The sequence below is a fragment of the Pseudomonas morbosilactucae genome (genome assembly GCF_023241665.1).
Lineage (GTDB): Bacteria > Pseudomonadota > Gammaproteobacteria > Pseudomonadales > Pseudomonadaceae > Aquipseudomonas > Aquipseudomonas morbosilactucae.
Genome location: NZ_JALQCX010000011.1, coordinates 512,292 through 532,614, shown reverse-complemented (window position 1 = coordinate 532,614; position 20,323 = coordinate 512,292). Strand labels below are relative to the sequence as shown.

The window sequence follows — 20,323 nt, the reverse complement described above, 5'->3', positions numbered from 1 at the left end:
GTGCACGCGGTGTTCACTTTAGATTCACGGCTTCAACAAGACACATTGCCCATCGGTGATTTTCCACTGTGCCGGTTACTCCTATCCAATGATGCGAACTATCCATGGTTCATCCTCGTGCCACGGCGGGAGGATATAAGCGAACTCTTCCAGCTGGACGCGGCGGATCAACAACAGTTGTGGCTTGAGACCACGGCACTTGCCGAGTTGCTCAAGGACTCCTTTGACGCCGACAAGTTGAACGTGGCAACTCTGGGCAACGTGGTGAGTCAATTGCACATGCACGTCATTGTGCGTAAGCGCGACGATGCTGCATGGCCCGCACCGGTTTGGGGTAAACATCCGGCGAAGCCTTACAGTGCCGAGCAAGTTGCCGCCATTCGCGAAAGGCTGCGCCTGGTACTGGCCGATGACTTCAAGTTTCTGGAGGGTTGAATCATGAGTCTGGATGAGCGTGTGACCGATCTGGAGAGCCGCCTGGCCTTTCAGGACGACACCATTCAAGCCTTGAACGATGTGCTGGTGTCGCAGCAGAAGGTCGTCGATCGCCTGCAGCTGCAGATGGCGGCGCTGCTTAAGCGTCAGGAAGAGATGGTGGGGCAGTTCGAGTCTTTTGAGGAAGAGGCACCACCGCCCCATTACTGAGGGTGAGCCTGAGTTTGCTTATTCCTGGACAATAAAAAACCGCGCCGTGGCGCGGTTTTTTTTTTGGCTGAATCAGCGGCGCGGCAGGGCGGCGATCACGTCTTCAGCTTGCAGGCCCTTGTCGCGGTTCATCACCGAGAACTCGACACGTTGGCCTTCCACCAGCACGCGATGGCCTTCTCCGCGAATTGCACGAAAGTGCACGAAAATGTCGTCGCCGGAATCACGGGAAATAAAGCCGAAGCCTTTCGAGGTGTTGAACCACTTCACGGTGCCGGTATCGCGGTTGCTCATGTCGTAGTTTTGCGACGGCGAGCTGTTGGGTGAGGACTTGTACAGGTTGATGACCAAGTGCAGGGCAACCGCAAGGATGGCCGTCAGCAAGCTGAGCAAGACCGCAGGTTGGCCGCCAATCACTGGCATGGGGGCAAGCAGGGTGAGGGTTTGCAAGACCACCGCCAGTACCAGCAGGGCACTGACCAAGTTCTGCAGTTGATGACGCGGGCCTTTGTTCCAGTAGGGGATGACCGGAGCCAGGATCAGGTTGAGCAGGCCGAAAAATGCCAGGAACAGCGCGTCAGGTTGTTGCAGGTAGGGGATGGCTTCGGATCTCAGACTGGGGATAAAGGACAGCAGCAACGCTGCGGCGCCTGTTAGCAGGTGGACGATTTTCAACATTTTGAGTAACTCACGTTAAGAAGGATCACAAGGAGGAGCTGATGACGCACGGTTCGCTTCTGAACAATGTGAGGCGGTAGGCACGTACGCGGTATCAGCCTATGCGCGGTCACCGAGAAATAGGCAACAACGACACGGGCTCTATTTAACAGCAAAGCCCAAGCCTTCTCAAATCAAGCGCTGTGTTGGATTGCGTAGGGAAAGTAGCGGGTGTTGTGGCGGAATTTCGGAGAATCGTGCAAAGGCTTGATCTAGACGGATGGCGCCGGTTTTGTATGGGAACGCCTGTTTTTCAGTGAGGTCAGAACTCTCCCGGGCAGGGTGGCGAGGGCGGGTAGGGTTGGACAATCGACCGCAGTGCCCCCGTGTGTTCGTTGCAGCGAGCTCCCCGGAGTCTTGCTAGAGTGCCCGGGTTGGGTGAATTCATTCTGCTAATGGAGATAGACATGGCTATTGATATCGGTATCAGCGAAGAAGACCGCAAATCCATCGTAGACGGCCTTTCTCGCCTGCTTTCGGACACCTACGTGCTGTATCTGAAAACCCACAACTTCCATTGGAACGTCACCGGTCCTCAGTTTCGTACCCTGCATTTGATGTTCGAGGAACAATACAACGAGCTGGCCTTGGCCGTTGATCTGATTGCTGAGCGTATTCGTGCCCTGGGTTTCCCCGCGCCGGGCGCCTATTCCATCTACGCCCGTCTGTCTTCGATCAAGGAAGAGGAGGGCGTGCCCAGCGCTGAGGAAATGATCAAGCAATTGGTCAGTGGCCAGGAAGCCGTGACGCGCACTGCCCGGGGCATATTCCCGCTGCTGGACAAGGTCAGTGACGAGCCGACCGCCGACCTGCTGACCCAGCGTATGCAAGTCCACGAAAAAACCGCCTGGATGCTGCGTTCCTTGCTGGACAATCGCTGATCGCTGAAAGCTATCACCTCCGTGGTCCATCGTTCGCCGCAAGCGCCCCGGTGCTTGCGGCGCAGCGTCAGCGCATGGGCCGAATCGCGACCTGTTGCTGGCGAACCTCTTCTATAGAGTCATACGGCTGCACAGGGCCGATTTAATGGATATAATCCCGCTCTTTGCTAGGTAGCCCGAGCTTTGGCGTGGGCTCTGGCTTTAGTTAAAGCAGTAATCTGATCGCCGAGACGCCCCACCATGCCCATGTACGACTACCAATGCGCTTCCTGTGGTCATCAGTTGGAAGCCATTCAAAAGATCAGCGCCGCGCCGCTGGTCGACTGCCCTGCCTGCCAGGCGCCTGAATTGAAAAAAATGCTCTCGATGCCGGGTTTCCGCCTCAGCGGCACCGGTTGGTACGAGACCGACTTCAAGACCGGCTCCAAGAAGAATTTGGCCGGTGGCGACAAAGCTGACTAAGTTGAACGACACGCGCGAGTTCTTGCACTATCCGGCACCTCGAGGTGCGCAAGGCCTCCAATCGAATTTCGAATTACGAGAAGTGAAACCACTACCATGATGCGCAGCCATTATTGCGGCCAACTGAACGAGACCCTGGAAGGTCAGGAAATCACCCTTTGCGGATGGGTTCACCGTCGCCGCGACCACGGCGGGGTGATCTTCCTCGATATCCGTGATCGTGATGGTCTGGCCCAGGTGGTGTTCGATCCGGACCGTGCCGAGAGCTTCGCCGCCGCCGATCGCGTGCGTAGCGAGTACGTCGTGAAGATCACTGGCAAGGTTCGCCTGCGTCCGGCCGGTGCCACCAACGCCAACATGGCGTCGGGCATGATCGAAGTGCTGGGTTACGAGCTCGAAGTGCTGAACGAGTCGGAAACCCCGCCGTTCCCACTCAACGAGTTCTCTGACGTTGGCGAAGAAACCCGCCTGCGTTATCGCTTCCTTGACCTGCGTCGCCCGGAAATGGCCGAGAAGCTGCGTCTGCGTTCGCGCATGACCACCAGCATCCGTCGCTTCCTCGACGAGAACGGCTTCCTCGACGTTGAAACGCCGATCCTGACCCGTGCCACGCCGGAAGGTGCCCGTGACTACCTGGTGCCTAGCCGCACCCACGCCGGTAGCTTCTTTGCCCTGCCGCAATCGCCGCAGCTGTTCAAGCAACTGCTGATGGTGGCCGGCTTCGACCGTTACTACCAGATCGCCAAGTGCTTCCGTGACGAAGACCTGCGCGCCGACCGCCAGCCGGAATTCACCCAGATCGACATCGAGACCAGCTTCCTCGATGAAAAAGAGATCATGGGCCTCACCGAGCAAATGATCCGCAATCTGTTCAAGGAAGTGCTGGATCTGGAATTCGGCGAATTCCCCCACATGACTTTCGAAGAAGCCATGCGCCGCTACGGTTCCGACAAGCCAGACCTGCGTATTCCGCTGGAACTGGTGGACGTTGCCGACCAACTGAAAGAAGTTGATTTCAAGGTGTTCAGCGGCCCGGCCAACGACCCTAAATGCCGTATCGCCGCTCTGCGCGTTCCAGGCGGGGCGAGCATGCCGCGCAAGCAGATCGACGACTACACCAAGTTCGTCGGCATTTACGGTGCCAAGGGCCTGGCGTACATCAAGGTCAACGAGCGCGCTGCCGGTGTTGACGGTCTGCAATCGCCGATCGTGAAGAACATCCCGGAAGCCAACCTGAACGTGATCCTTGATCGCGTCGGTGCAGTTGACGGCGACATCGTGTTCTTCGGCGCAGACAAAGCCAAGATCGTCAGCGAAGCCTTGGGCGCGCTGCGTATCAAGCTCGGCCACGACCTGAACCTGCTGACCTGCAAGTGGGCGCCGATGTGGGTCGTCGACTTCCCGATGTTCGAAGAGAATGACGACGGTAGCTTCTCCGCGCTGCACCACCCGTTCACCGCGCCGAAGTGCTCCCCCGAAGAGCTGGAAGCCAACCCGGCTGGCGCTCTGTCCCGTGCCTACGACATGGTGCTGAACGGCACTGAACTGGGTGGCGGTTCGATCCGTATCCACCGCAAGGAAATGCAGCAAGCGGTATTCCGCCTGTTGGGTATCAACGAAGCGGAACAGGAAGAGAAATTCGGCTTCCTGCTCGACGCCCTGAAATACGGCGCGCCGCCCCACGGTGGCCTGGCCTTCGGCCTTGACCGTCTGGTGATGCTGATGACCGGTGCCCAATCGATCCGTGAAGTGATTGCCTTCCCAAAAACCCAGAGTGCTGCGGACGTCATGACCCAGGCTCCAGGTGTGGTGGATGCCAAGGCCCTGCGCGAGCTGCACATCCGTCTGCGCGAGACGCCGAAGGCTGAGTAAGGCTGCTGCGTGAAAGCGCGTTAAGGTTGTACGCAGTCTAAAAGGCGCATCTTCGGATGCGCCTTTGCGTTTCAACAAGGGTGTTGTGTTAAAGAGAGAAGTCCTGCCTGGGGCGGGATTGAAAGGTTTCTATAAGAATTTCGGAGTTGTGTTATGGCTGGCCATTCCAAGTGGGCGAACATCAAGCACCGCAAAGAGCGTCAGGATGCCAAGAAAGGCAAGATTTTCACCAAGTGGATTCGTGAGCTAACGGTTGCGGCTCGCCAGGGTGGCGGTGATCCGGGCTCCAACCCGCGCCTGCGCCTGGCGCTGGACAAGGCCCTGGGCGCCAACATGAGCCGCGACATCATCGACCGGGCCGTGGCCCGCGGAGCCGGTGCGGCTGATACCGACGACATGGTCGAACTGACCTACGAAGGCTATGGCCCGGGCGGCGTGGCGGTGATGGTCGAGTGCATGACCGACAACCGCAACCGTACGGCGGCAGCAGTGCGCCACGCGTTCAGCAAGTGCGGTGGCAACCTGGGGACCGACGGTTCGGTGGCCTATCTGTTCGAGCGCAAGGGGCAGATTTCCTTTGCTCCGGGCGTGGATGAAGACGCCTTGATGGAAGCGGCGATGGAGGCGGATGCCGACGACGTAGTGACCAACGAAGACGGCTCCATTGACGTGTTTACTTCGTTCGCCGGGTTCTATGCCGTGCGTAACGCGCTGGAAGCTGCGGGCTTCAAGGGCATCGACGCGGAAATCGTCATGCTGCCGACCACCAGCGCGGAGCTGGACCTGGACGGTGCGCAGAAGGTGCTGAAGATGCTGGATATGCTGGAAGACCTGGACGATGTGCAGAACGTTTACTCGAACGCTGACATCCCAGAAGACGTAGCCGCACAGCTCTCCTAAGTAGAGCACCGCCCCACTGTAAGAGCCGGCTTGCCGGCGATGGCGACCTCTAGGGCCTCATCGCCGGCAACCCCGGCTCCTACAGGGGTTCATGTTGCCCTGCATGTTTTATGCTGGCTCTTCTTCACCTACTTGCAGGCGTTATGACTTTAATCCTAGGTATCGACCCCGGTTCGCGCATCACCGGCTTTGGCGTGGTGCAACAGACCCCGCGTGGCTGTGTCTACGTGGCCTCGGGTTGCATCCGTACCGGTGCCGGCGAGTTGGCCGAGCGGCTGCAGATTGTCTACCGCGGCGTGCGTGAGGTGATCCAGACCTACGGTCCGGTGACCATGGGCATTGAAAAGGTGTTTATGGCGAAAAACGCCGATTCGGCCCTCAAGCTGGGCCAGGCCCGTGGCGCGGCGATCGTTGCCGGCGCCGAGGAAGGCTTGGAGATCGCCGAATACACCGCCACCCAAGTCAAGCAGGCCGTGGTCGGCACCGGTGCAGCCAACAAGGAGCAGGTGCAGATGATGGTCATGCACATGCTCAGGCTCACTGCCAAACCGCAAATCGACGCCTCCGATGCCCTGGCCATCGCCATTTGCCATGCACATACACGCTCCAGCCTGTTGCCCCACGGCCTGGGCACGGCACGCAGTCGTGGCGGTCGCCTGCGTCTCTGATAGCATCAGCGCAGTCTTTTTTCGAGTTGAGCGTTTTGGCCTTGTTTGTCCGCGGCCGCGCTCGCTCCGTTACCCGCCAGCCCTGATCTGGCCAAGGTTTAAGGATCTGAAACGTGATTGGACGCTTGCGCGGCAACTTGGCTGAGAAACAGCCGCCGCACCTGATTCTTGATGTAAACGGTCTGGGTTATGAGGTGGAAGTGCCGATGACCACCCTTTATCGCTTGCCGTCAGTCGGCGAGCCCCTGACCTTGCACACCCATTTGGTGGTGCGCGAAGACGCCCAATTGTTGTACGGCTTCAGCACCAAGCGCGAGCGAGACTTTTTTCGCGAGTTGATCCGTCTCAATGGTGTAGGGCCCAAGTTGGCCCTGGCGCTGATGTCGAGTCTTGAGGTGGATGAGTTGGTGCGTTGTGTGCAGGCCCAGGATACGTCGGCCCTGACCAAGGTGCCGGGCGTGGGCAAGAAGACCGCCGAACGTCTGTTGGTAGAACTCAAGGACCGCTTCAAGGCCTGGGAAGCCGTGCCGAGCATGTTCGCCCTGGTGCCAAACCAGCCGGATGCACCGGCGCCGGTGGCCAGTGCCGAGTCGGACGCGGTCAGCGCGCTGATTTCCCTGGGCTACAAGCCTCAGGAAGCCAGCAAAGCCGTGTCGGCCATCAAGGAAAAAGGTTTGAGCAGCGAAGACATGATCCGCCGTGCCCTGAAGGGAATGATTTAAGTGATTGAAGCTGATCGTCTGATCGCCGCCACGGGCCCCCGTGACCGCGAAGAAGTCCAGGATCGGGCAATTCGTCCCGTCAGCCTGGCCGAATACATTGGCCAGCCGACCGTGCGTGAGCAGATGGAGCTGTTTATCCAGGCTGCCCGTGGGCGTAACGAGTCCCTGGATCACACCCTGATCTTTGGCCCGCCGGGGCTGGGCAAGACCACCCTGGCCAACATCATCGCTCAGGAAATGGGCGTGTCGATCAAGAGCACCTCGGGCCCAGTGCTGGAACGCCCCGGTGACCTGGCGGCGTTGCTGACCAATCTCGAGCCCCATGATGTGCTGTTTATCGACGAGATCCATCGGCTGTCGCCGATCGTCGAGGAAGTGTTGTACCCGGCGATGGAAGACTTTCAGCTCGATATCATGATTGGCGAAGGTCCGGCGGCGCGCTCGATCAAGCTCGACCTTCCGCCCTTTACCCTGGTGGGCGCCACCACCCGCGCGGGCATGCTGACCAATCCGTTGCGTGACCGCTTCGGCATTGTCCAGCGGTTGGAGTTCTACAGCACCGCAGACCTGGCCACGATCGTCAGTCGTTCTGCGGCGATTCTCGGCCTGCCCCTGGACCCTGAAGGCGCGTTCGAAGTGGCGCGGCGTGCCCGTGGCACCCCTCGGATCGCCAATCGCCTGTTGCGCCGTGTAAGGGACTTCGCCGAAGTCCGGGCCAAGGGCCATATCACCAAGCCGATTGCCGACCTGGCGTTGAACCTGCTGGATGTGGATGAGCGGGGTTTTGACCATCAGGACCGGCGCTTGCTGCTGACCATGATCGAGAAATTCGACGGTGGCCCGGTGGGCGTGGACAGCCTGGCGGCGGCCATCAGTGAGGAGCGTCACACCATCGAGGACGTGCTTGAGCCTTACCTGATCCAGCAGGGTTACATCATGCGCACGCCTCGCGGGCGTGTGGTCACCCGCCATGCTTACCTGCACTTCGGTCTTAACATCCCGTCACGATTGGGAGAGATGCCCGTGGTAGACGAATTCCTTGATGCCGTGGACGATTAATGACCTGTTGTTGAACCGATTTATTCGCGGTTTGTGCTGTCCTAGGGCTGGCATGGCCAAGGTTTCGCAAGAAAGTCGTTCCAGAATGAAAAAACAGTTGCCTGGCTGGATTGGCAACCTGAGGAGTAAGCACTAGAGTATGCGCGCGCAAAACGGGCTTGAGTCGTTCGCACATCGTTGTCGCGTTTATTACGAGGACACCGATGCCGGCGGCATCGTGTATTACGTTAATTACCTTAAGTTTATGGAGCGGGCTCGAACCGAGCGGCTACGAGACCTGGGCTTTGCCCAATCGCAGCTGGCAGGGGAGAACCTGTTGTTCGTCGTGCATTCCAGCGAAGCGCGCTACCACGCGCCGGCGCGACTGGACGACGAGCTTTTGGTCAGTGCCCAGGTCACCGAATTGAATCGCGTCAGCCTGCGTTTCACCCAGCAGGTCAGGCGTTCGACAGACAATGCACTGCTCTGCGAAGGGCAGTTTTTGGTGGCCTGTGTGCGCGCCGACAATTTCAAACCCCGCGCCATTCCAGAAGCTCTACGTACGGCCTTTGCCGGCGAGAGCGACGCGGGTACACACTCAGAGCAGGAGATAAAGCGTGGAAGCTAACGTCGTCGACCATTCCTCCATGTGGAGCTTGGTCAGCAATGCCAGCGTCGTTGTGCAGTTGGTAATGCTGACCCTGGTAGCCGCATCGGTGACTTCATGGATCATGATCTTTCAGCGCAGCAACCTGCTGCGTGCCGGTCGACGTGCCCTGGAGAGCTTTGAAGAGCGCTTCTGGTCCGGCATCGACCTGTCCAAGCTTTATCGTCAGGCTGGCAGCAACCCTGATCCGGATTCCGGCGTAGAGCAGATCTTCCGTGCCGGCTTCAAGGAATTCTCCCGCCTGCGCCAGCAGCCGGGTGTTGATCCGGAAGCGGTCATGGAAGGCGTGGCCCGTGCCATGCGCGTGGCCATCTCCCGCGAGGAAGAGAAGCTCGAGCAGAGCCTGCCATTCCTTGCCACCGTCGGTTCGGTCAGCCCGTACATCGGCCTGTTCGGTACCGTATGGGGGATCATGAACTCCTTCCGCGGCCTGGCCCAGGCGCAACAAGCCACCCTGGCCACCGTGGCCCCGGGTATCGCCGAAGCCCTGATCGCCACGGCGATCGGCCTGTTCGCCGCTATCCCTGCGGTTATCGCCTACAACCGCTTTGCCGCGCGTGGCGAGACCCTGATCAGCCGTTACTACACCTTCGCCGACGAGTTCCAGGCGATCCTGCACCGTAAAGTGCACACCAGCGAAGAGTGAGCAGGTAAACCCCATGGCCCGAGTTCGCCAAAAACGCAAGCCGGTTGCCGAGATGAACGTGGTGCCCTACATCGACGTGATGTTGGTACTGCTGGTTATCTTCATGGTGACCGCGCCGATGCTCAATCAGGGCGTGAAAGTCGATCTGCCCAAGGTTTCCAGCGAAGCCTTGCCGCAGGACAACAACACCCAGGTCCTGACCATTTCGATCAAGTCTGACAAAACCTATTACTGGAACCTTGGCAGCGAAGTCGATACCGAGAAGCAACAGGACAAGGCGATGACCTTGCCCCAGATGACTGACGCGGTGACCAAGATCATTCGCGCCGGTAACGAAGGCGGCAAGCACACCCAGGTGTTCATTCGCGGTGACAAATCCGTCGACTACGGCTCCGTGATGGGTGCCATGGGCGGCCTGCAGAAAGCCGGCGTTGGTAACGTTGGCCTGATTACCGAGGCGCCCTGATGCACCAACAGCGAGAGCCGTCCGCCTCGGAAAGCTACTTCTGGCCTAGTGTCTGGGCGATAGCGTTGCACATCCTGGTGTTTGGCATGCTGTTCGTCAGTTTTGCCATGACCCCGGAGTTGCCGCCGGCCAAGCCGATCGTCCAGGCGACCCTGTATCAGCTGAAATCGAAAAGTCAGGCGACTACCCAGACCAATCAGAAGATTGCGGGTGAGGCGAAGAAATCCGCCGCGCGCCAGACCGAAGTCGAGCAGATGGAGCAGAAGAAGGTCGAGCAGGAAGCGATAAAGGCCGCGGAACAAAAGAAAGAAGAGTCGGCTCAAAAGGCCGAGGAAGCGAAAAAGGCTGACGAGGCCAAGAAAGCGGACGAAGCGAAAAAGGCTGATGAAGCCAAGAAAGCCGAGGACGCCAAGAAGACCGCGGAAGCGAAAAAGGCCGAAGAGAAACAATTGGCTGATATAGCCAAGAAGAAGGCCGAAGAAGAAGCCAAGAAAGCCGCTGAAGAAGAGGCCAAGAAAAAGGCCGCTGAAGACGCGAAGAAAAAGATCGTAGAAGACGCGAAGAAAAAAAGCCGCGGAAGACGCCAAGAAGAAAGCTGAAGCTGACGAGGCGAAGAAGAAAGTCGCCGAAGACGCGAAGAAGAAAGCCGCTGCCGATGCTGCGAAGAAAAAATCGCAGGAAGCCGCGCGTAAATCAGCCGAAGAGAAAAAGGCCCAGGCCTTGGCTGACTTGCTTTCCGACACGCCGCAGCGCCAGCAGGCCTTGGCCGATGAGCAGGGCGATGAAGTCGCGGGCAGTTTCGATGATCTGATTCGTGCTCGTGCGGCAGAAGGGTGGGCACGTCCTCCTTCGGCACGCAAAGGCATGACGGTCGTGTTGCAAATCGGCATGTTGCCCGATGGCACGGTGACTTCGGTGTCCGTGGCCAAGCCTAGTGGTGATGGTCCGTTCGACGCTTCGGCGGTGGCGGCAGTCAAGAACATTGGGCGTTTGACAGAAATGCAGGGAATGAAACCGAGTGATTTCGCTCCCTATCGTTCATTCAAGATGACATTCACACCTGAGGATCTAGCCTTGTGAGAAACCTTCTTCGAGGAATGCTTGTCGTTATTTGCTGTATGGCAGGGATAGCGGCAGCGGATGAAAAGAACATTATGGTCACCAGTGGCAGTGACCGAGCCACGCCTATTGCCGTTGTGCCTTTCGGCTGGCAGGGCGGCAGCGTGCTGCCAGACGACATGGCACAGATCATCGGTGATGACCTGCGCAACTCCGGCTACTACGCGCCGATTCCGAAGCAGAACATGATCAGCCTGCCGACTCAGGCCAGCGAAGTCATTTTCCGTGACTGGAAGGCCTTGGGCGCGCAATACGTGATGGTCGGCAGCATCGTGCCAGCGGGCGGTCGCCTGCAGGTGCAATACGCGCTGTTCAACGTCGCCACCGAGCAGCAAGTGCTGACCGGCAGCGTGTCGGGCACCACCGATCAACTGCGTGACATGTCGCACTACATTGCCGACCAGTCGTTCGAGAAACTCACCGGCATCAAGGGTGCCTTCTCGACGCGCATGCTGTACGTGACGGCTGAGCGTTTTTCCGAGAAAAACACTCGTTACACCCTGCAGCGTTCGGATTATGACGGTGCGCGTGCCGTGACCCTGCTGCAATCCCGTGAGCCGATCCTGTCGCCGCGCTTCGCGCCGGATGGCAAGCGCATCGCCTATGTGTCGTTCGAGCAGAAGCGTCCGCGGATCTTCGTTCAACACATCGACACTGGTCGTCGTGAGCAGATCACTAACTTTGAAGGCCTGAACGGTGCTCCGGCCTGGTCTCCAGATGGCCAGCGCCTGGCATTTGTACTGTCCAAAGACGGTAATCCGGATATTTATGTGATGAATCTAGGTTCGCGCCAGATCAATCGCGTGACCAGCGGCCCGGGCATCAATACCGAACCGTTCTGGGGCAAGGATGGCTCGACCATCTACTTCACATCGGACCGTGGCGGTAAGCCACAGATCTACAAAACCAGCGCAGGTGGCGGCGGTGCGGAGCGTGTGACCTTTATCGGTAACTACAACGCCAACCCGAAACTTTCGGCGGACGAGAAGACCTTGGTGATGATTCACCGGCAGGATGGCTTCACTAACTTCAAGGTGGCGGCTCAGGATTTGCAACGTGGAAGCGTAAAAATCCTTACAGATAGCACACTTGATGAGTCGCCTACTGTTGCGCCCAACGGCACCATGGTAATCTACGCCACCCGCCAGCAAGGCCGGGGAGTCTTGATGCTCGTCTCTATCAATGGACGAGTGAGACTCCCACTTCCTACCGCTCAAGGCGAAGTCAGAGAACCTTCCTGGTCCCCTTACCTGAACTGACGCGGCGGCGCTACACGTTTTACTTAACACACTGGGGTTCATTAGGAGTTTCACGATGGAAATGCTGAAGTTTGGTAAGTTCGCTGCTCTGGCTCTGGCCATGGCTGTAGCTGTAGGTTGCTCGTCCAAAGGCGGCGACAACGCTGGCGAAGGCGCTGTTGATCCAAACGCCGGTTACGGCGCTAACACTGGTGCTGTTGACGGCTCCCTGAGCGAAGAAGCTGCTCTGCGCGCTATCACCACTTTCTACTTCGAATACGACAGCTCGGACCTGAAGCCAGAAGCCATGCGCGCTCTGGACGTTCACGCCAAAGACCTGAAAGCAAACGGCGCTCGCGTTGTTCTGGAAGGCAACACCGACGAACGTGGTACTCGTGAGTACAACATGGCACTGGGCGAGCGTCGTGCGAAAGCCGTTCAGCGCTACCTGGTACTGCAAGGTGTTTCCCCAGCTCAGCTGGAACTGGTTTCCTACGGCGAAGAGCGTCCAGTTGCTACCGGCAACGACGAGCAGTCCTGGGCTCAAAACCGTCGCGTCGAACTGCGTAAGTAATTCGTCATGCGAACGTGCCGTCGTGCTGTAACTATTTTGGCTCTCAGCCTCGCGCCGCTTGCGGCGCAGGCTGCGGTTCCTGTGGTCGATAACAACTCCGGCTATAACAATAGCGGGAGCAGTTATCCGCCAGCGGGTTATGGCACGAACGGCGCCTATGCCGGGGGAGGGGTTTCGACCCCTGTCTCGGCACAGGGCGAGCTGTTCCAGCAACTGCAGCAGATGCAGGAGCAAATCGCACGGCAACAAGGTGTGATCGAAGTACTGCAAAATGATGTTTCGCGCATGAAGCAAGAAAACCTGGAGCGTTACCAGGATCTTGATCGGCGCATTGGAAGCGGTGTTGCACCTGCCGCCACTCCTGATAATTCTTCAACCGGTGGCGACATGAGCGCCGCCGGTGCTGCTGCCGGAGCCCCTGCTCAGGCTCCAGCGGCGAGCAGCGAGCCGGCTGACCCGGCGAAGGAAAAGCTCTATTACGATGCTGCCTTCGACCTGATCAAAGCCAAGGATTTCGACAAGGCCAGCCAGGCTTTCTCGGCCTTCCTGCGCAAGTACCCCAACAGCCAATACGCGGGCAATGCCCAGTACTGGTTGGGTGAGGTGAACTTGGCCAAGGGTGACTTGCAAGGTGCTGGCCAGGCCTTTGCCAAAGTCTCCCAGCTTTACCCTAAGCACGCCAAGGTGCCGGACTCGCTGTACAAATTGGCTGATGTAGAGCGCCGGCTGGGTCATGCCGACCGGGTCAAAGGCATTCTGCAGCAGGTGGTAGCCCAATATCCGGGTACTTCCGCAGCTCAGTTGGCTCAGCGCGATTTACAACGCATGTAACCGAGCTTGAGCCGTTTTGAAGAAACCTGCGCTTGTCGCGGGTTTTTTCGTTAGAATCCACGCCCTTTTTATGAAACACGCTTCCTGAGATCTGCGCGTTGGCGGGGTTTCTTGAAGTGCCTGACGGAGGCGGACAGCCTGTTTAGCTGTTACGCCCGTGGCGACTATGCAAGACACATTGAGAATTACCGAAGTTTTTTACTCGTTGCAGGGTGAAACTCGGACCGCTGGCCTGCCCACTGTATTTGTGCGCCTGACCGGTTGCCCGTTGCGTTGCCAATACTGCGACAGTGCCTATGCGTTCAGCGGCGGCACTATCCGTACCCTTGAGGACATCCTTGAGCAGGTTGCCGGCTTCCGCCCGCGCTACGTTTGCGTGACCGGTGGCGAGCCACTGGCGCAACCCAATGCCATTCCTTTGCTCAAACAACTCTGTGATGCCGGTTATGAGGTGTCGCTGGAGACCAGTGGCGCCCTGGATATTGCAGCGGTGGACCCTCGCGTGAGCCGCGTGCTGGATCTCAAGACGCCGGGTTCGAAAGAGGCGCACCGCAACCGCTACGAGAACATCGAGCTGTTGACGCCCAATGACCAGGTCAAGTTTGTGATCTGCTCCCGTGAGGACTATGACTGGGCCGTTTCCAAGCTGATCCAGTTCGGCCTCGAGCAACGGGCTGGCGAAGTGTTGTTTTCGCCTAGCCATCACGACTTGAATGCTCGTGACCTGGCTGATTGGGTGGTCGCTGACAACTTGCCAGTACGCTTGCAATTGCAGCTGCATAAATACCTTTGGAATGATGAGCCGGGGCGCTGAAATGACAGATCAACAACCACATCAAGCTACGAGCGAAAAGCGTGCAGTGATCCTGCTATCTGGCGGCCTTGATTCGGCGACGGTGGTTGCAATGGCCCGAGCCAAAGGCTTCAGCTGCTACACCATGAGTTTTGACTACGGTCAGCGCCATCGTGCCGAGTTGCAGGCTGCTGAGCGTGTAGCGCGAAATTTGGGCGTGATCGAGCATAAGGTCATTGGTCTCAATCTGGACGGTATCGGCGGTTCAGCCCTGACGGACAGCTCCATTGATGTGCCTGAGGCGCCCAGCGAAGGCATTCCCGTCACTTATGTACCGGCTCGCAATACCGTGTTCCTGTCCCTGGCCCTGGGCTGGGCGGAGGTCCTGGGGGCTCGTGACATCTTTATCGGCGTGAACGCCGTGGATTATTCCGGCTACCCGGATTGCCGTCCTGAGTTTGTCGAGGCGTTCGAGCGTATGGCTAACCTCGCGACCAAGGCCGGTGTAGAAGGGCAGGGGTTCCGCATTCAGGCACCGCTGCAGAACCTCAGCAAGGCCGACATCGTCAAGGCAGGGGTAGGGTTGGGGGTCAATTACGCCCTGACAGTTTCCTGCTATCAGGCGGACGATCAAGGGCGTGCGTGCCGTAAATGCGACAGCTGCCGCCTGCGTGCTGAAGGCTTCGCTGCGGCCGGAATCAGTGACCCAACACGTTATTTCTGATTTTTTTCATATTGGGTGTTGAATTCCCGTTAGAAATCAGTATTATACGCGCCACCACACAGCGGGTCGTTAGCTCAGTTGGTAGAGCAGTTGGCTTTTAACCAATTGGTCGTAGGTTCGAATCCCACACGACCCACCATTTTTAGCTGTTTTAAAAGTCTGGAAGGCCCATGAAAATGCGGATTTCCGGATTTTTTTTTGCCCCGAGTTTTTGTAGCGTCTCACTCGGGGGCCTGTGCCGCGGGTACTGCTTAGAATGCACTGTTGCCTAACGGGTATATTCTGTAGCCTTGCCCAGCTTCAATGCTGTCCGTGCCTGATGAACTCACTCTCCCGGCGGGGCCTCTGAACGGTCCGGAGCCGGTGGTACACTCGACTTTCGCGCCCCTAGCGCCTGCAGGTCTTGCGAACATGACGCAAATTTCTGAACGCCTTCTGGTTCAAGCCCACCTCGACGCCAAGCAGCCCAAACCACTGACTGCGGCCGAAGAATCCCATTTACGCGCGGCTATCGCTGCTGAGCTCAAGGCTCAGGATGCGGTGCTGGTTGCCCATTTCTACTGCGATCCGGTGATTCAGGCCCTGGCCGAAGAAACCGGTGGCTGTGTTTCCGATTCCCTGGAAATGGCCCGCTTCGGCAACGCTCATCCGGCCAAGACCGTGGTGGTGGCCGGCGTACGTTTCATGGGCGAGACCGCCAAGATCCTCAACCCGGAAAAGCGTGTGTTGATGCCGACGCTGGAGGCCACCTGTTCGCTGGACCTGGGTTGCCCGGTGGAGGACTTCTCGGCGTTTTGTGACCAGCATCCCGAGCGCACGGTGGTGGTGTATGCCAACACCTCCGCAGCGGTCAAGGCGCGGGCCGATTGGGTCGTGACCTCCAGCTGTGCCCTGGAAATCGTCGAAAGCCTGATGGATAACGGCGAAACCATCATCTGGGGCCCTGACAAGCACCTAGGCACCTATATTCAGCGCCAGACCGGCGCCGACATGCTGCTCTGGGACGGTGCCTGCATCGTTCACGAGGAGTTCAAGTCCAAGCAATTGGAAGACATGAAGGCGCTCTATCCGGATGCGGCGATTCTGGTGCACCCGGAGTCTCCGACTTCGGTGATCGAATTGGCGGATGCGGTGGGTTCCACCAGCCAATTGATCGCAGCGGCACAACGCCTGCCGAACAAGACCTTTATCGTGGCCACCGACCGCGGCATTTTCTACAAGATGCAGCAGCTGTGCCCCGACAAGGTGTTTATCGAGGCCCCTACAGCGGGTAACGGCGCAGCGTGCCGTAGCTGTGCCCACTGCCCTTGGATGGCCATGAACACCCTGGAGCGCACCCTGCAGTGCCTGCGTGAGGGTAGCAATGAAATCTTCGTCGACCCGGCGCTGATTCCCCAGGCGATTCGCCCGCTCAAACGCATGCTGGACTTCACTCAGGCCGCGCGGATGAAGCTGGCCGGCAACGCCTGATCGGTTTTTGTCCGCACCAATGAAAACGCCCCGACAGTTCGGGGCGTTTTTTGTAAGCGGCGGGTTATTTTTTCTGTTTGGGGATACGCACGATTCGACTGTCGGAATAGATGTCGTGCCAGGCGCGCTGTTGCTTGTCCACCAAGACCCAGAAGAATCCCAGCCCCGCGCACAGCCACGACGCCATCGACACCATAAAGCGCAGCAGCGCCTGCCACAGGCTGATAGGGCTGCCATCGGTGTTCTGTACGCGAATGCCCCAGACCTGCATGCCCAGGGTCTGCCCGGAATGGGTCCAGAACTTGGCGAAAAAACCAAAGAGCACCAGCAGTAGCACGGTGGAGTAGAGCGGATCGCCGTCCAGGGCGCCGGATTCGGTCAGTGCGCGCATTTTGCTTTCGCCGATGATCTGCATCTGAATCAGCTTGTAGACGCCGCCTGTGACGATCAGCAGGGCCGTGCACAGCAGAAAATCATAGAACATCGCTGCCAGGCGACGGCCCAGGCCGGCGGCAGGAAACTCGCCTTGGGGGCTTAGCAGAGGTTTCGGCATGACGGGCTCTCGAGAAAAAAGAAGCCATTTTACGGAATTGCGCGCACAAAAAAGCCCCTGATGTCAGCATCAGGGGCTTTTTCGTTACAGACGATTAAGCTTCAGCTTGTACTTCGTCTGCTTGCATGCCTTTTTGGCCCTGCACAGCGATGAAGGTCACTTTCTGGCCTTCTTTCAGACTTTTGAAGCCGTTGCCCTGAATGGCGCGGAAGTGCACGAACAGATCCGGACCGCTTTCTGGAGTGATAAAACCAAAACCTTTCTCGTCGTTAAACCACTTGACGGTACCGCTCTGACGTTGGGACATTTCTTATTTCCTTTGACACTAAAAATTAATGACAGTCTCTTTCTCATGAAAGAGTACTGGGCTGGGTTGCAGGAAAGTAAGAGACGTCGAACGGGTTGTAGCAAACTTGTTGGCTACTGCCCAGGTCACGATTCCAAGCGACCCATGCAAACACAGTGGGGAAACTCTACGCCAACTACAGGAGAAAAAACAAGCCCCGCGAACCCCCCGGTTTTACTCAGCTTGATGAGGTTTGCCGGGGCTGGAGGGCGGGGCTTATTCGATAGCGTCGTTCAATTGTATAGGACTGTTATAAGTACAGTTCGATTGTGAAAATATGCACTGTTTTATGGCGGCCGCGTTACAGATTAGTGCACTTTTAACGCAGTCGCGTTACTTATAGAAACAGTCCGTCAGCCTCGATAGTAGCGTTGAGCTACAAATGGCATTTTACTTACAAGCATTGATACCTTTTTCCCACGAACAATTGCCCAAACCGGCGTATCAAGTGCCGAGTATTGGCTGTCGACGTAACCCATGGCCAACGGGCTGCCCAGTGTCGGCCCGAAACCGCCGCTGCAAACACGGCCAATCACCGTTCCTGCTTCGTTGACGATCTCTGCGCCTTCACGCACAGGTGTGCGCTCCTGTGGCAACAGGCCGACACGTTTGTGGTCCACGCCAGCTTGCTGCTGGGCAAAGATCGTCTCGGCGCCAGGGAAGCCACCTGCCCGTGTGCCATCGGCGCGACGTGCCTTGGAGATGGCCCAAAGCAGGCTGGCCTGGATCGGCGTGGTGTCGCTATTCATATCGTGGCCATAGAGGCATAGGCCGGCCTCCAGGCGTAGGGAGTCGCGGGCGCCCAGGCCAATGGCCGCGACTTCCGGCTCAGCCAACAGGGTGCGGGCCAGGGCTTCGGCAGCGGCCGCGGGTACGGAGATTTCGAATCCATCTTCGCCGGTGTAGCCCGAACGGCTGACGAAACAGTCGATGCCCTGGAGCTTGACCGGCTTGAACTGCATAAAGGTCATGCTTGCCACTTCAGGGGCAAGGCGCGCCAGCACCGTGACCGCTGCCGGGCCTTGCAGAGCCAGCAGGGCGCGTTCTTCGAACAGTGGCTGAATCTCGCATTGCTCGCCGATGTGCTGGCGCAGGTGGGCCAGGTCTTGATCCTTGCAGGCGGCGTTGACCACCAAAAACAGCTGATCGTCCCCCAGGTTGGCGACCATCAGGTCATCGAGAATGCCGCCCTGGTCGTTGGTGAACATGGCGTAGCGCTGCATGCCCACGGGCAGGTCGATGATGTCCACCGGCACAAGGGTTTCCAGGGCCTGGGCGGCGTTGGCGCCGCTCAGGCGGATCTGCCCCATGTGGGACACGTCGAAGAGCCCGGCGTGCTCGCGGGTGTGCTGGTGTTCTTTCATCACGCCCAGTGGGTACTGCACCGGCATGTCGTAGCCGGCGAACGGCACCATGCGGGCGCCCAGCTCAAGGTGCAGGGCGTGCAGCGGAGTTTTCAACAGTGATTCGGTGGACATGTTCAGCTCCTGAAAATAGGCGCGATCCGGCGTTACCCGCATCAGCACTCGATAATGTTGACGGCCAAACCGCCGCGGGCGGTTTCCTTGTATTTGCTTTTCATGTCGGCGCCGGTCTGGCGCATGGTGCGGATGACTTTGTCCAGGGAGACGAAATGCTGCCCGTCGCCCCGCAATGCCATGCGCACGGCGTTGATCGCCTTGACCGAGCCCATGGCGTTGCGCTCGATGCACGGTACCTGCACCAGCCCGCCAATCGGGTCGCAGGTCAGGCCCAGGTTGTGTTCCATGCCGATTTCGGCAGCGTTTTCCACTTGTTGCACAGTGCCGCCCAGAACTTCGCAAAGGGCGCCTGCGGCCATGGAACAGGCAACGCCCACTTCCCCTTGGCAGCCGACCTCGGCGCCGGAGATCGAGGCGTTTTCCTTGTAGAGAATCCCGATGGCGGCCGCGGTGAGCAGAAACCGCACCACACCGTCTTCATTGGCACCGGGAATAAAACGCATGTAGTAATGCAGCACCGCCGGGACGATGCCGGCTGCACCATTGGTGGGCGCGGTGACCACGCGCCCGCCGTTGGCGTTTTCTTCATTGACCGCCAGCGCATAGAGGTTGACCCAATCCAGCACCGACAAGGCATCGCGCAGCGCCGCCTCGGGGTTCTTGCACAATTGCCGGTGCAGGGCTGCGGCGCGGCGTTTGACCTTGAGGCCACCGGGCAGGATCCCCTCGTTGCGACAACCTGCATCCACACAGTCCTGCATGACTTGCCAGATATGCAGCAGGCCGGCGCGGGTTTGTGCTTCCGGGCGCCAGGCACTTTCATTGGTCAGCATCACCTGGCTGATGGACAGCCCGTAGGTGCTGCAATGCAACAACAGGTCCTTGGCGCTTTTGAACGGGAAGGTCAGGGGCGTGGCGTCTTCGACGATGCGGTCGGCGCCGGCGGCGTCTTCATCCACGACAAAACCGCCACCAACCGAGTAGTACTCGCGGCTGCGGACCTGGATGCCGGCGGCGTCGAAAGCGCGAAAGATCATGCCGTTGGGGTGATAGGCCAGCGGCTTGCGGATCATTGCCAGATGTTCTTTCTCGTTGAACACAATGGTGTGTTCACCAAGCAGGTTAAGGCGGCCGCTGCTGCGGATATCCAGCAGGCGGGTGGCGACGTTTTCGGTGTTCACGGTGTCCGGGTGTTCACCTTCCAACCCCAGCAGCACGGCCTTGTCGCTGCCGTGGCCTTTGCCCGTGGCGCCCAGTGAGCCGTACAGCTCGACTTTGATGCACTGAGTACTGGCCAGCAGCCCGTCCCGGGGCAAGCCTTCAGCAAAGCGTGCCGCCGCGCGCATCGGGCCAACGGTGTGGGAACTGGAGGGGCCGATGCCAATCTTGAACAGGTCGAACACACTCAGGGACATGGGAGTTCTCCGGTTTCTTGTTATGCGGGCGGCAGCAAGCGACAAGCTGCAAGAAAGCGCCATTGGGCTTCTAACTTGCAGCTTGAAACTTGCCC

General features: G+C 58.6%; 23 protein-coding genes, 1 tRNA gene and 1 pseudogene. 20 read left to right on the top strand and 5 right to left on the bottom strand.

The window, feature by feature from the left end; all coding sequences use genetic code 11:
• The first annotated feature begins 9 nt into the window (after positions 1 to 9).
• Together M1B35_RS09110 and M1B35_RS09105 are read left to right on the top strand one after the other, a co-directional pair.
• A complete protein-coding gene (locus M1B35_RS09110) occupies positions 10 to 435 on the top strand; it encodes an HIT domain-containing protein (protein WP_123328813.1) in 426 nt (141 codons plus the stop codon).
• 3 nt (positions 436 to 438) lie between these two features.
• Positions 439 to 645: a SlyX family protein gene (locus M1B35_RS09105; protein WP_123328594.1), complete on the top strand. Its 207-nt coding sequence runs from the start codon at positions 439 to 441 to the stop codon at positions 643 to 645.
• Between the two features lie 72 nt (positions 646 to 717).
• Here M1B35_RS09105 and M1B35_RS31950 read toward each other — a convergent pair whose 3' ends face one another.
• The gene (locus tag M1B35_RS31950; RefSeq protein WP_123328593.1) at positions 718 to 1,323 is read right to left on the bottom strand and encodes a cold-shock protein; all 606 of its coding nucleotides are present in this window, start codon (positions 1,321 to 1,323) and stop codon (positions 718 to 720) included.
• 446 nt (positions 1,324 to 1,769) lie between these two features.
• Between M1B35_RS31950 and M1B35_RS09095 the strand changes: the two genes are divergently transcribed.
• From M1B35_RS09095 to nadA, 18 genes and pseudogenes are all read left to right on the top strand, one after another.
• Positions 1,770 to 2,243 carry a Dps family protein gene (locus M1B35_RS09095; RefSeq protein ID WP_123328592.1) on the top strand — a complete coding sequence of 158 codons (474 nt, stop codon included), beginning with the start codon at positions 1,770 to 1,772 and terminating at the stop codon, positions 2,241 to 2,243.
• Positions 2,244 to 2,483: 240 nt separating this feature from the next.
• Positions 2,484 to 2,705 (top strand): FmdB family zinc ribbon protein, encoded by a 222-nt coding sequence (locus M1B35_RS09090; RefSeq protein ID WP_010457489.1) that lies wholly within the window; start codon positions 2,484 to 2,486, stop codon positions 2,703 to 2,705.
• Positions 2,706 to 2,801: 96 nt separating this feature from the next.
• The gene (gene aspS / locus M1B35_RS09085; protein ID WP_123328591.1) at positions 2,802 to 4,577 is read left to right on the top strand and encodes an aspartate--tRNA ligase; all 1,776 of its coding nucleotides are present in this window, start codon (positions 2,802 to 2,804) and stop codon (positions 4,575 to 4,577) included.
• 153 nt (positions 4,578 to 4,730) lie between these two features.
• Positions 4,731 to 5,477, top strand: coding sequence for a YebC/PmpR family DNA-binding transcriptional regulator (locus M1B35_RS09080; protein ID WP_123328590.1), 747 nt, complete (start codon positions 4,731 to 4,733; stop codon positions 5,475 to 5,477).
• A gap of 143 nt (positions 5,478 to 5,620) precedes the next feature.
• A complete protein-coding gene (gene ruvC / locus M1B35_RS09075) occupies positions 5,621 to 6,145 on the top strand; it encodes a crossover junction endodeoxyribonuclease RuvC (protein WP_123328589.1) in 525 nt (174 codons plus the stop codon).
• Between the two features lie 113 nt (positions 6,146 to 6,258).
• Complete coding sequence (gene ruvA / locus M1B35_RS09070; protein ID WP_123328588.1) at positions 6,259 to 6,867, top strand: Holliday junction branch migration protein RuvA; 609 nt, start codon at positions 6,259 to 6,261, stop codon at positions 6,865 to 6,867.
• The gene (gene ruvB / locus M1B35_RS09065; RefSeq protein WP_123328587.1) at positions 6,868 to 7,926 is read left to right on the top strand and encodes a Holliday junction branch migration DNA helicase RuvB; all 1,059 of its coding nucleotides are present in this window, start codon (positions 6,868 to 6,870) and stop codon (positions 7,924 to 7,926) included.
• A gap of 139 nt (positions 7,927 to 8,065) precedes the next feature.
• Positions 8,066 to 8,533 carry a tol-pal system-associated acyl-CoA thioesterase gene (gene ybgC, locus M1B35_RS09060; RefSeq protein ID WP_123328586.1) on the top strand — a complete coding sequence of 156 codons (468 nt, stop codon included), beginning with the start codon at positions 8,066 to 8,068 and terminating at the stop codon, positions 8,531 to 8,533.
• Positions 8,523 to 9,218: a protein TolQ gene (tolQ, locus tag M1B35_RS09055; RefSeq protein ID WP_011063016.1), complete on the top strand. Its 696-nt coding sequence runs from the start codon at positions 8,523 to 8,525 to the stop codon at positions 9,216 to 9,218. The genes ybgC and tolQ overlap by 11 nt, the downstream gene beginning before the upstream one ends.
• A gap of 13 nt (positions 9,219 to 9,231) precedes the next feature.
• On the top strand, positions 9,232 to 9,684 hold the full coding sequence (tolR, locus tag M1B35_RS09050; RefSeq protein ID WP_123328585.1) for a protein TolR: 453 nt from the start codon (positions 9,232 to 9,234) through the stop codon (positions 9,682 to 9,684).
• Positions 9,684 to 10,764 (top strand): annotated as a pseudogene (gene tolA / locus M1B35_RS09045) (cell envelope integrity protein TolA). The gene tolR and the pseudogene tolA overlap by 1 nt, the downstream one beginning before the upstream one ends.
• Before the next feature lie 17 nt (positions 10,765 to 10,781).
• Entirely contained in the window at positions 10,782 to 12,062 is a 1,281-nt protein-coding gene (gene tolB / locus M1B35_RS09040) for a Tol-Pal system beta propeller repeat protein TolB (protein ID WP_185039096.1), read from the top strand.
• A 55-nt stretch (positions 12,063 to 12,117) separates the two neighbouring features.
• Entirely contained in the window at positions 12,118 to 12,615 is a 498-nt protein-coding gene (gene pal, locus M1B35_RS09035) for a peptidoglycan-associated lipoprotein Pal (protein ID WP_003178634.1), read from the top strand.
• Positions 12,616 to 12,621: 6 nt separating this feature from the next.
• Positions 12,622 to 13,446, top strand: a complete 825-nt coding sequence (gene ybgF / locus M1B35_RS09030) for a tol-pal system protein YbgF (RefSeq protein ID WP_123328582.1) — start codon at positions 12,622 to 12,624, stop codon at positions 13,444 to 13,446.
• A gap of 166 nt (positions 13,447 to 13,612) precedes the next feature.
• On the top strand, positions 13,613 to 14,260 hold the full coding sequence (gene queE, locus M1B35_RS09025) for a 7-carboxy-7-deazaguanine synthase QueE (RefSeq protein WP_123328581.1): 648 nt from the start codon (positions 13,613 to 13,615) through the stop codon (positions 14,258 to 14,260).
• 1 nt (position 14,261) lies between these two features.
• Positions 14,262 to 14,963, top strand: coding sequence for a 7-cyano-7-deazaguanine synthase QueC (gene queC, locus M1B35_RS09020; RefSeq protein ID WP_268261724.1), 702 nt, complete (start codon positions 14,262 to 14,264; stop codon positions 14,961 to 14,963).
• A gap of 63 nt (positions 14,964 to 15,026) precedes the next feature.
• Positions 15,027 to 15,102: transfer RNA gene (locus tag M1B35_RS09015), tRNA-Lys, on the top strand.
• A gap of 272 nt (positions 15,103 to 15,374) precedes the next feature.
• Positions 15,375 to 16,433, top strand: coding sequence for a quinolinate synthase NadA (nadA, locus tag M1B35_RS09010; protein WP_268261723.1), 1,059 nt, complete (start codon positions 15,375 to 15,377; stop codon positions 16,431 to 16,433).
• Positions 16,434 to 16,497: 64 nt separating this feature from the next.
• Here the strand turns inward: nadA and M1B35_RS09005 are convergent, their stop codons facing one another.
• From M1B35_RS09005 to M1B35_RS08990, 4 genes are all read right to left on the bottom strand, one after another.
• Positions 16,498 to 16,986 carry an RDD family protein gene (locus M1B35_RS09005; protein ID WP_123328578.1) on the bottom strand — a complete coding sequence of 163 codons (489 nt, stop codon included), beginning with the start codon at positions 16,984 to 16,986 and terminating at the stop codon, positions 16,498 to 16,500.
• Between the two features lie 94 nt (positions 16,987 to 17,080).
• Positions 17,081 to 17,293, bottom strand: coding sequence for a cold-shock protein (locus M1B35_RS09000; protein WP_007977299.1), 213 nt, complete (start codon positions 17,291 to 17,293; stop codon positions 17,081 to 17,083).
• 392 nt (positions 17,294 to 17,685) lie between these two features.
• Positions 17,686 to 18,810, bottom strand: a complete 1,125-nt coding sequence (gcvT, locus tag M1B35_RS08995; RefSeq protein WP_123328812.1) for a glycine cleavage system aminomethyltransferase GcvT — start codon at positions 18,808 to 18,810, stop codon at positions 17,686 to 17,688.
• A 41-nt stretch (positions 18,811 to 18,851) separates the two neighbouring features.
• Positions 18,852 to 20,228, bottom strand: coding sequence for an L-serine ammonia-lyase (locus M1B35_RS08990; protein WP_268261722.1), 1,377 nt, complete (start codon positions 20,226 to 20,228; stop codon positions 18,852 to 18,854).
• Positions 20,229 to 20,323: the final 95 nt, after the last annotated feature.

Excerpts from the sequence above, each read along its gene's own strand:
- M1B35_RS09005 (WP_123328578.1), bottom strand. The coding sequence starts at position 16,986 with ATGCCGAAACCTCTGCTAAGCCCCCAAGGCGAGTTTCCTGCCGCCGGC.
- M1B35_RS09000 (WP_007977299.1), bottom strand. The coding sequence starts at position 17,293 with ATGTCCCAACGTCAGAGCGGTACCGTCAAGTGGTTTAACGACGAGAAA.
- tolR (WP_123328585.1), top strand. The coding sequence starts at position 9,232 with ATGGCCCGAGTTCGCCAAAAACGCAAGCCGGTTGCCGAGATGAACGTG.
- M1B35_RS09080 (WP_123328590.1), top strand. The coding sequence starts at position 4,731 with ATGGCTGGCCATTCCAAGTGGGCGAACATCAAGCACCGCAAAGAGCGT.
- ybgC (WP_123328586.1), top strand. The coding sequence starts at position 8,066 with ATGCGCGCGCAAAACGGGCTTGAGTCGTTCGCACATCGTTGTCGCGTT.
- M1B35_RS09095 (WP_123328592.1), top strand. The coding sequence starts at position 1,770 with ATGGCTATTGATATCGGTATCAGCGAAGAAGACCGCAAATCCATCGTA.
- queC (WP_268261724.1), top strand. The coding sequence starts at position 14,262 with ATGACAGATCAACAACCACATCAAGCTACGAGCGAAAAGCGTGCAGTG.
- queE (WP_123328581.1), top strand. The coding sequence starts at position 13,613 with ATGCAAGACACATTGAGAATTACCGAAGTTTTTTACTCGTTGCAGGGT.
- ruvC (WP_123328589.1), top strand. The coding sequence starts at position 5,621 with ATGACTTTAATCCTAGGTATCGACCCCGGTTCGCGCATCACCGGCTTT.
- nadA (WP_268261723.1), top strand. The coding sequence starts at position 15,375 with ATGACGCAAATTTCTGAACGCCTTCTGGTTCAAGCCCACCTCGACGCC.
- aspS (WP_123328591.1), top strand. The coding sequence starts at position 2,802 with ATGATGCGCAGCCATTATTGCGGCCAACTGAACGAGACCCTGGAAGGT.
- pal (WP_003178634.1), top strand. The coding sequence starts at position 12,118 with ATGGAAATGCTGAAGTTTGGTAAGTTCGCTGCTCTGGCTCTGGCCATG.
- M1B35_RS09090 (WP_010457489.1), top strand. The coding sequence starts at position 2,484 with ATGCCCATGTACGACTACCAATGCGCTTCCTGTGGTCATCAGTTGGAA.
- ybgF (WP_123328582.1), top strand. The coding sequence starts at position 12,622 with ATGCGAACGTGCCGTCGTGCTGTAACTATTTTGGCTCTCAGCCTCGCG.
- M1B35_RS09105 (WP_123328594.1), top strand. The coding sequence starts at position 439 with ATGAGTCTGGATGAGCGTGTGACCGATCTGGAGAGCCGCCTGGCCTTT.
- M1B35_RS08990 (WP_268261722.1), bottom strand. The coding sequence starts at position 20,228 with ATGTCCCTGAGTGTGTTCGACCTGTTCAAGATTGGCATCGGCCCCTCC.
- gcvT (WP_123328812.1), bottom strand. The coding sequence starts at position 18,810 with ATGTCCACCGAATCACTGTTGAAAACTCCGCTGCACGCCCTGCACCTT.
- M1B35_RS31950 (WP_123328593.1), bottom strand. The coding sequence starts at position 1,323 with ATGTTGAAAATCGTCCACCTGCTAACAGGCGCCGCAGCGTTGCTGCTG.
- tolB (WP_185039096.1), top strand. The coding sequence starts at position 10,782 with ATGCTTGTCGTTATTTGCTGTATGGCAGGGATAGCGGCAGCGGATGAA.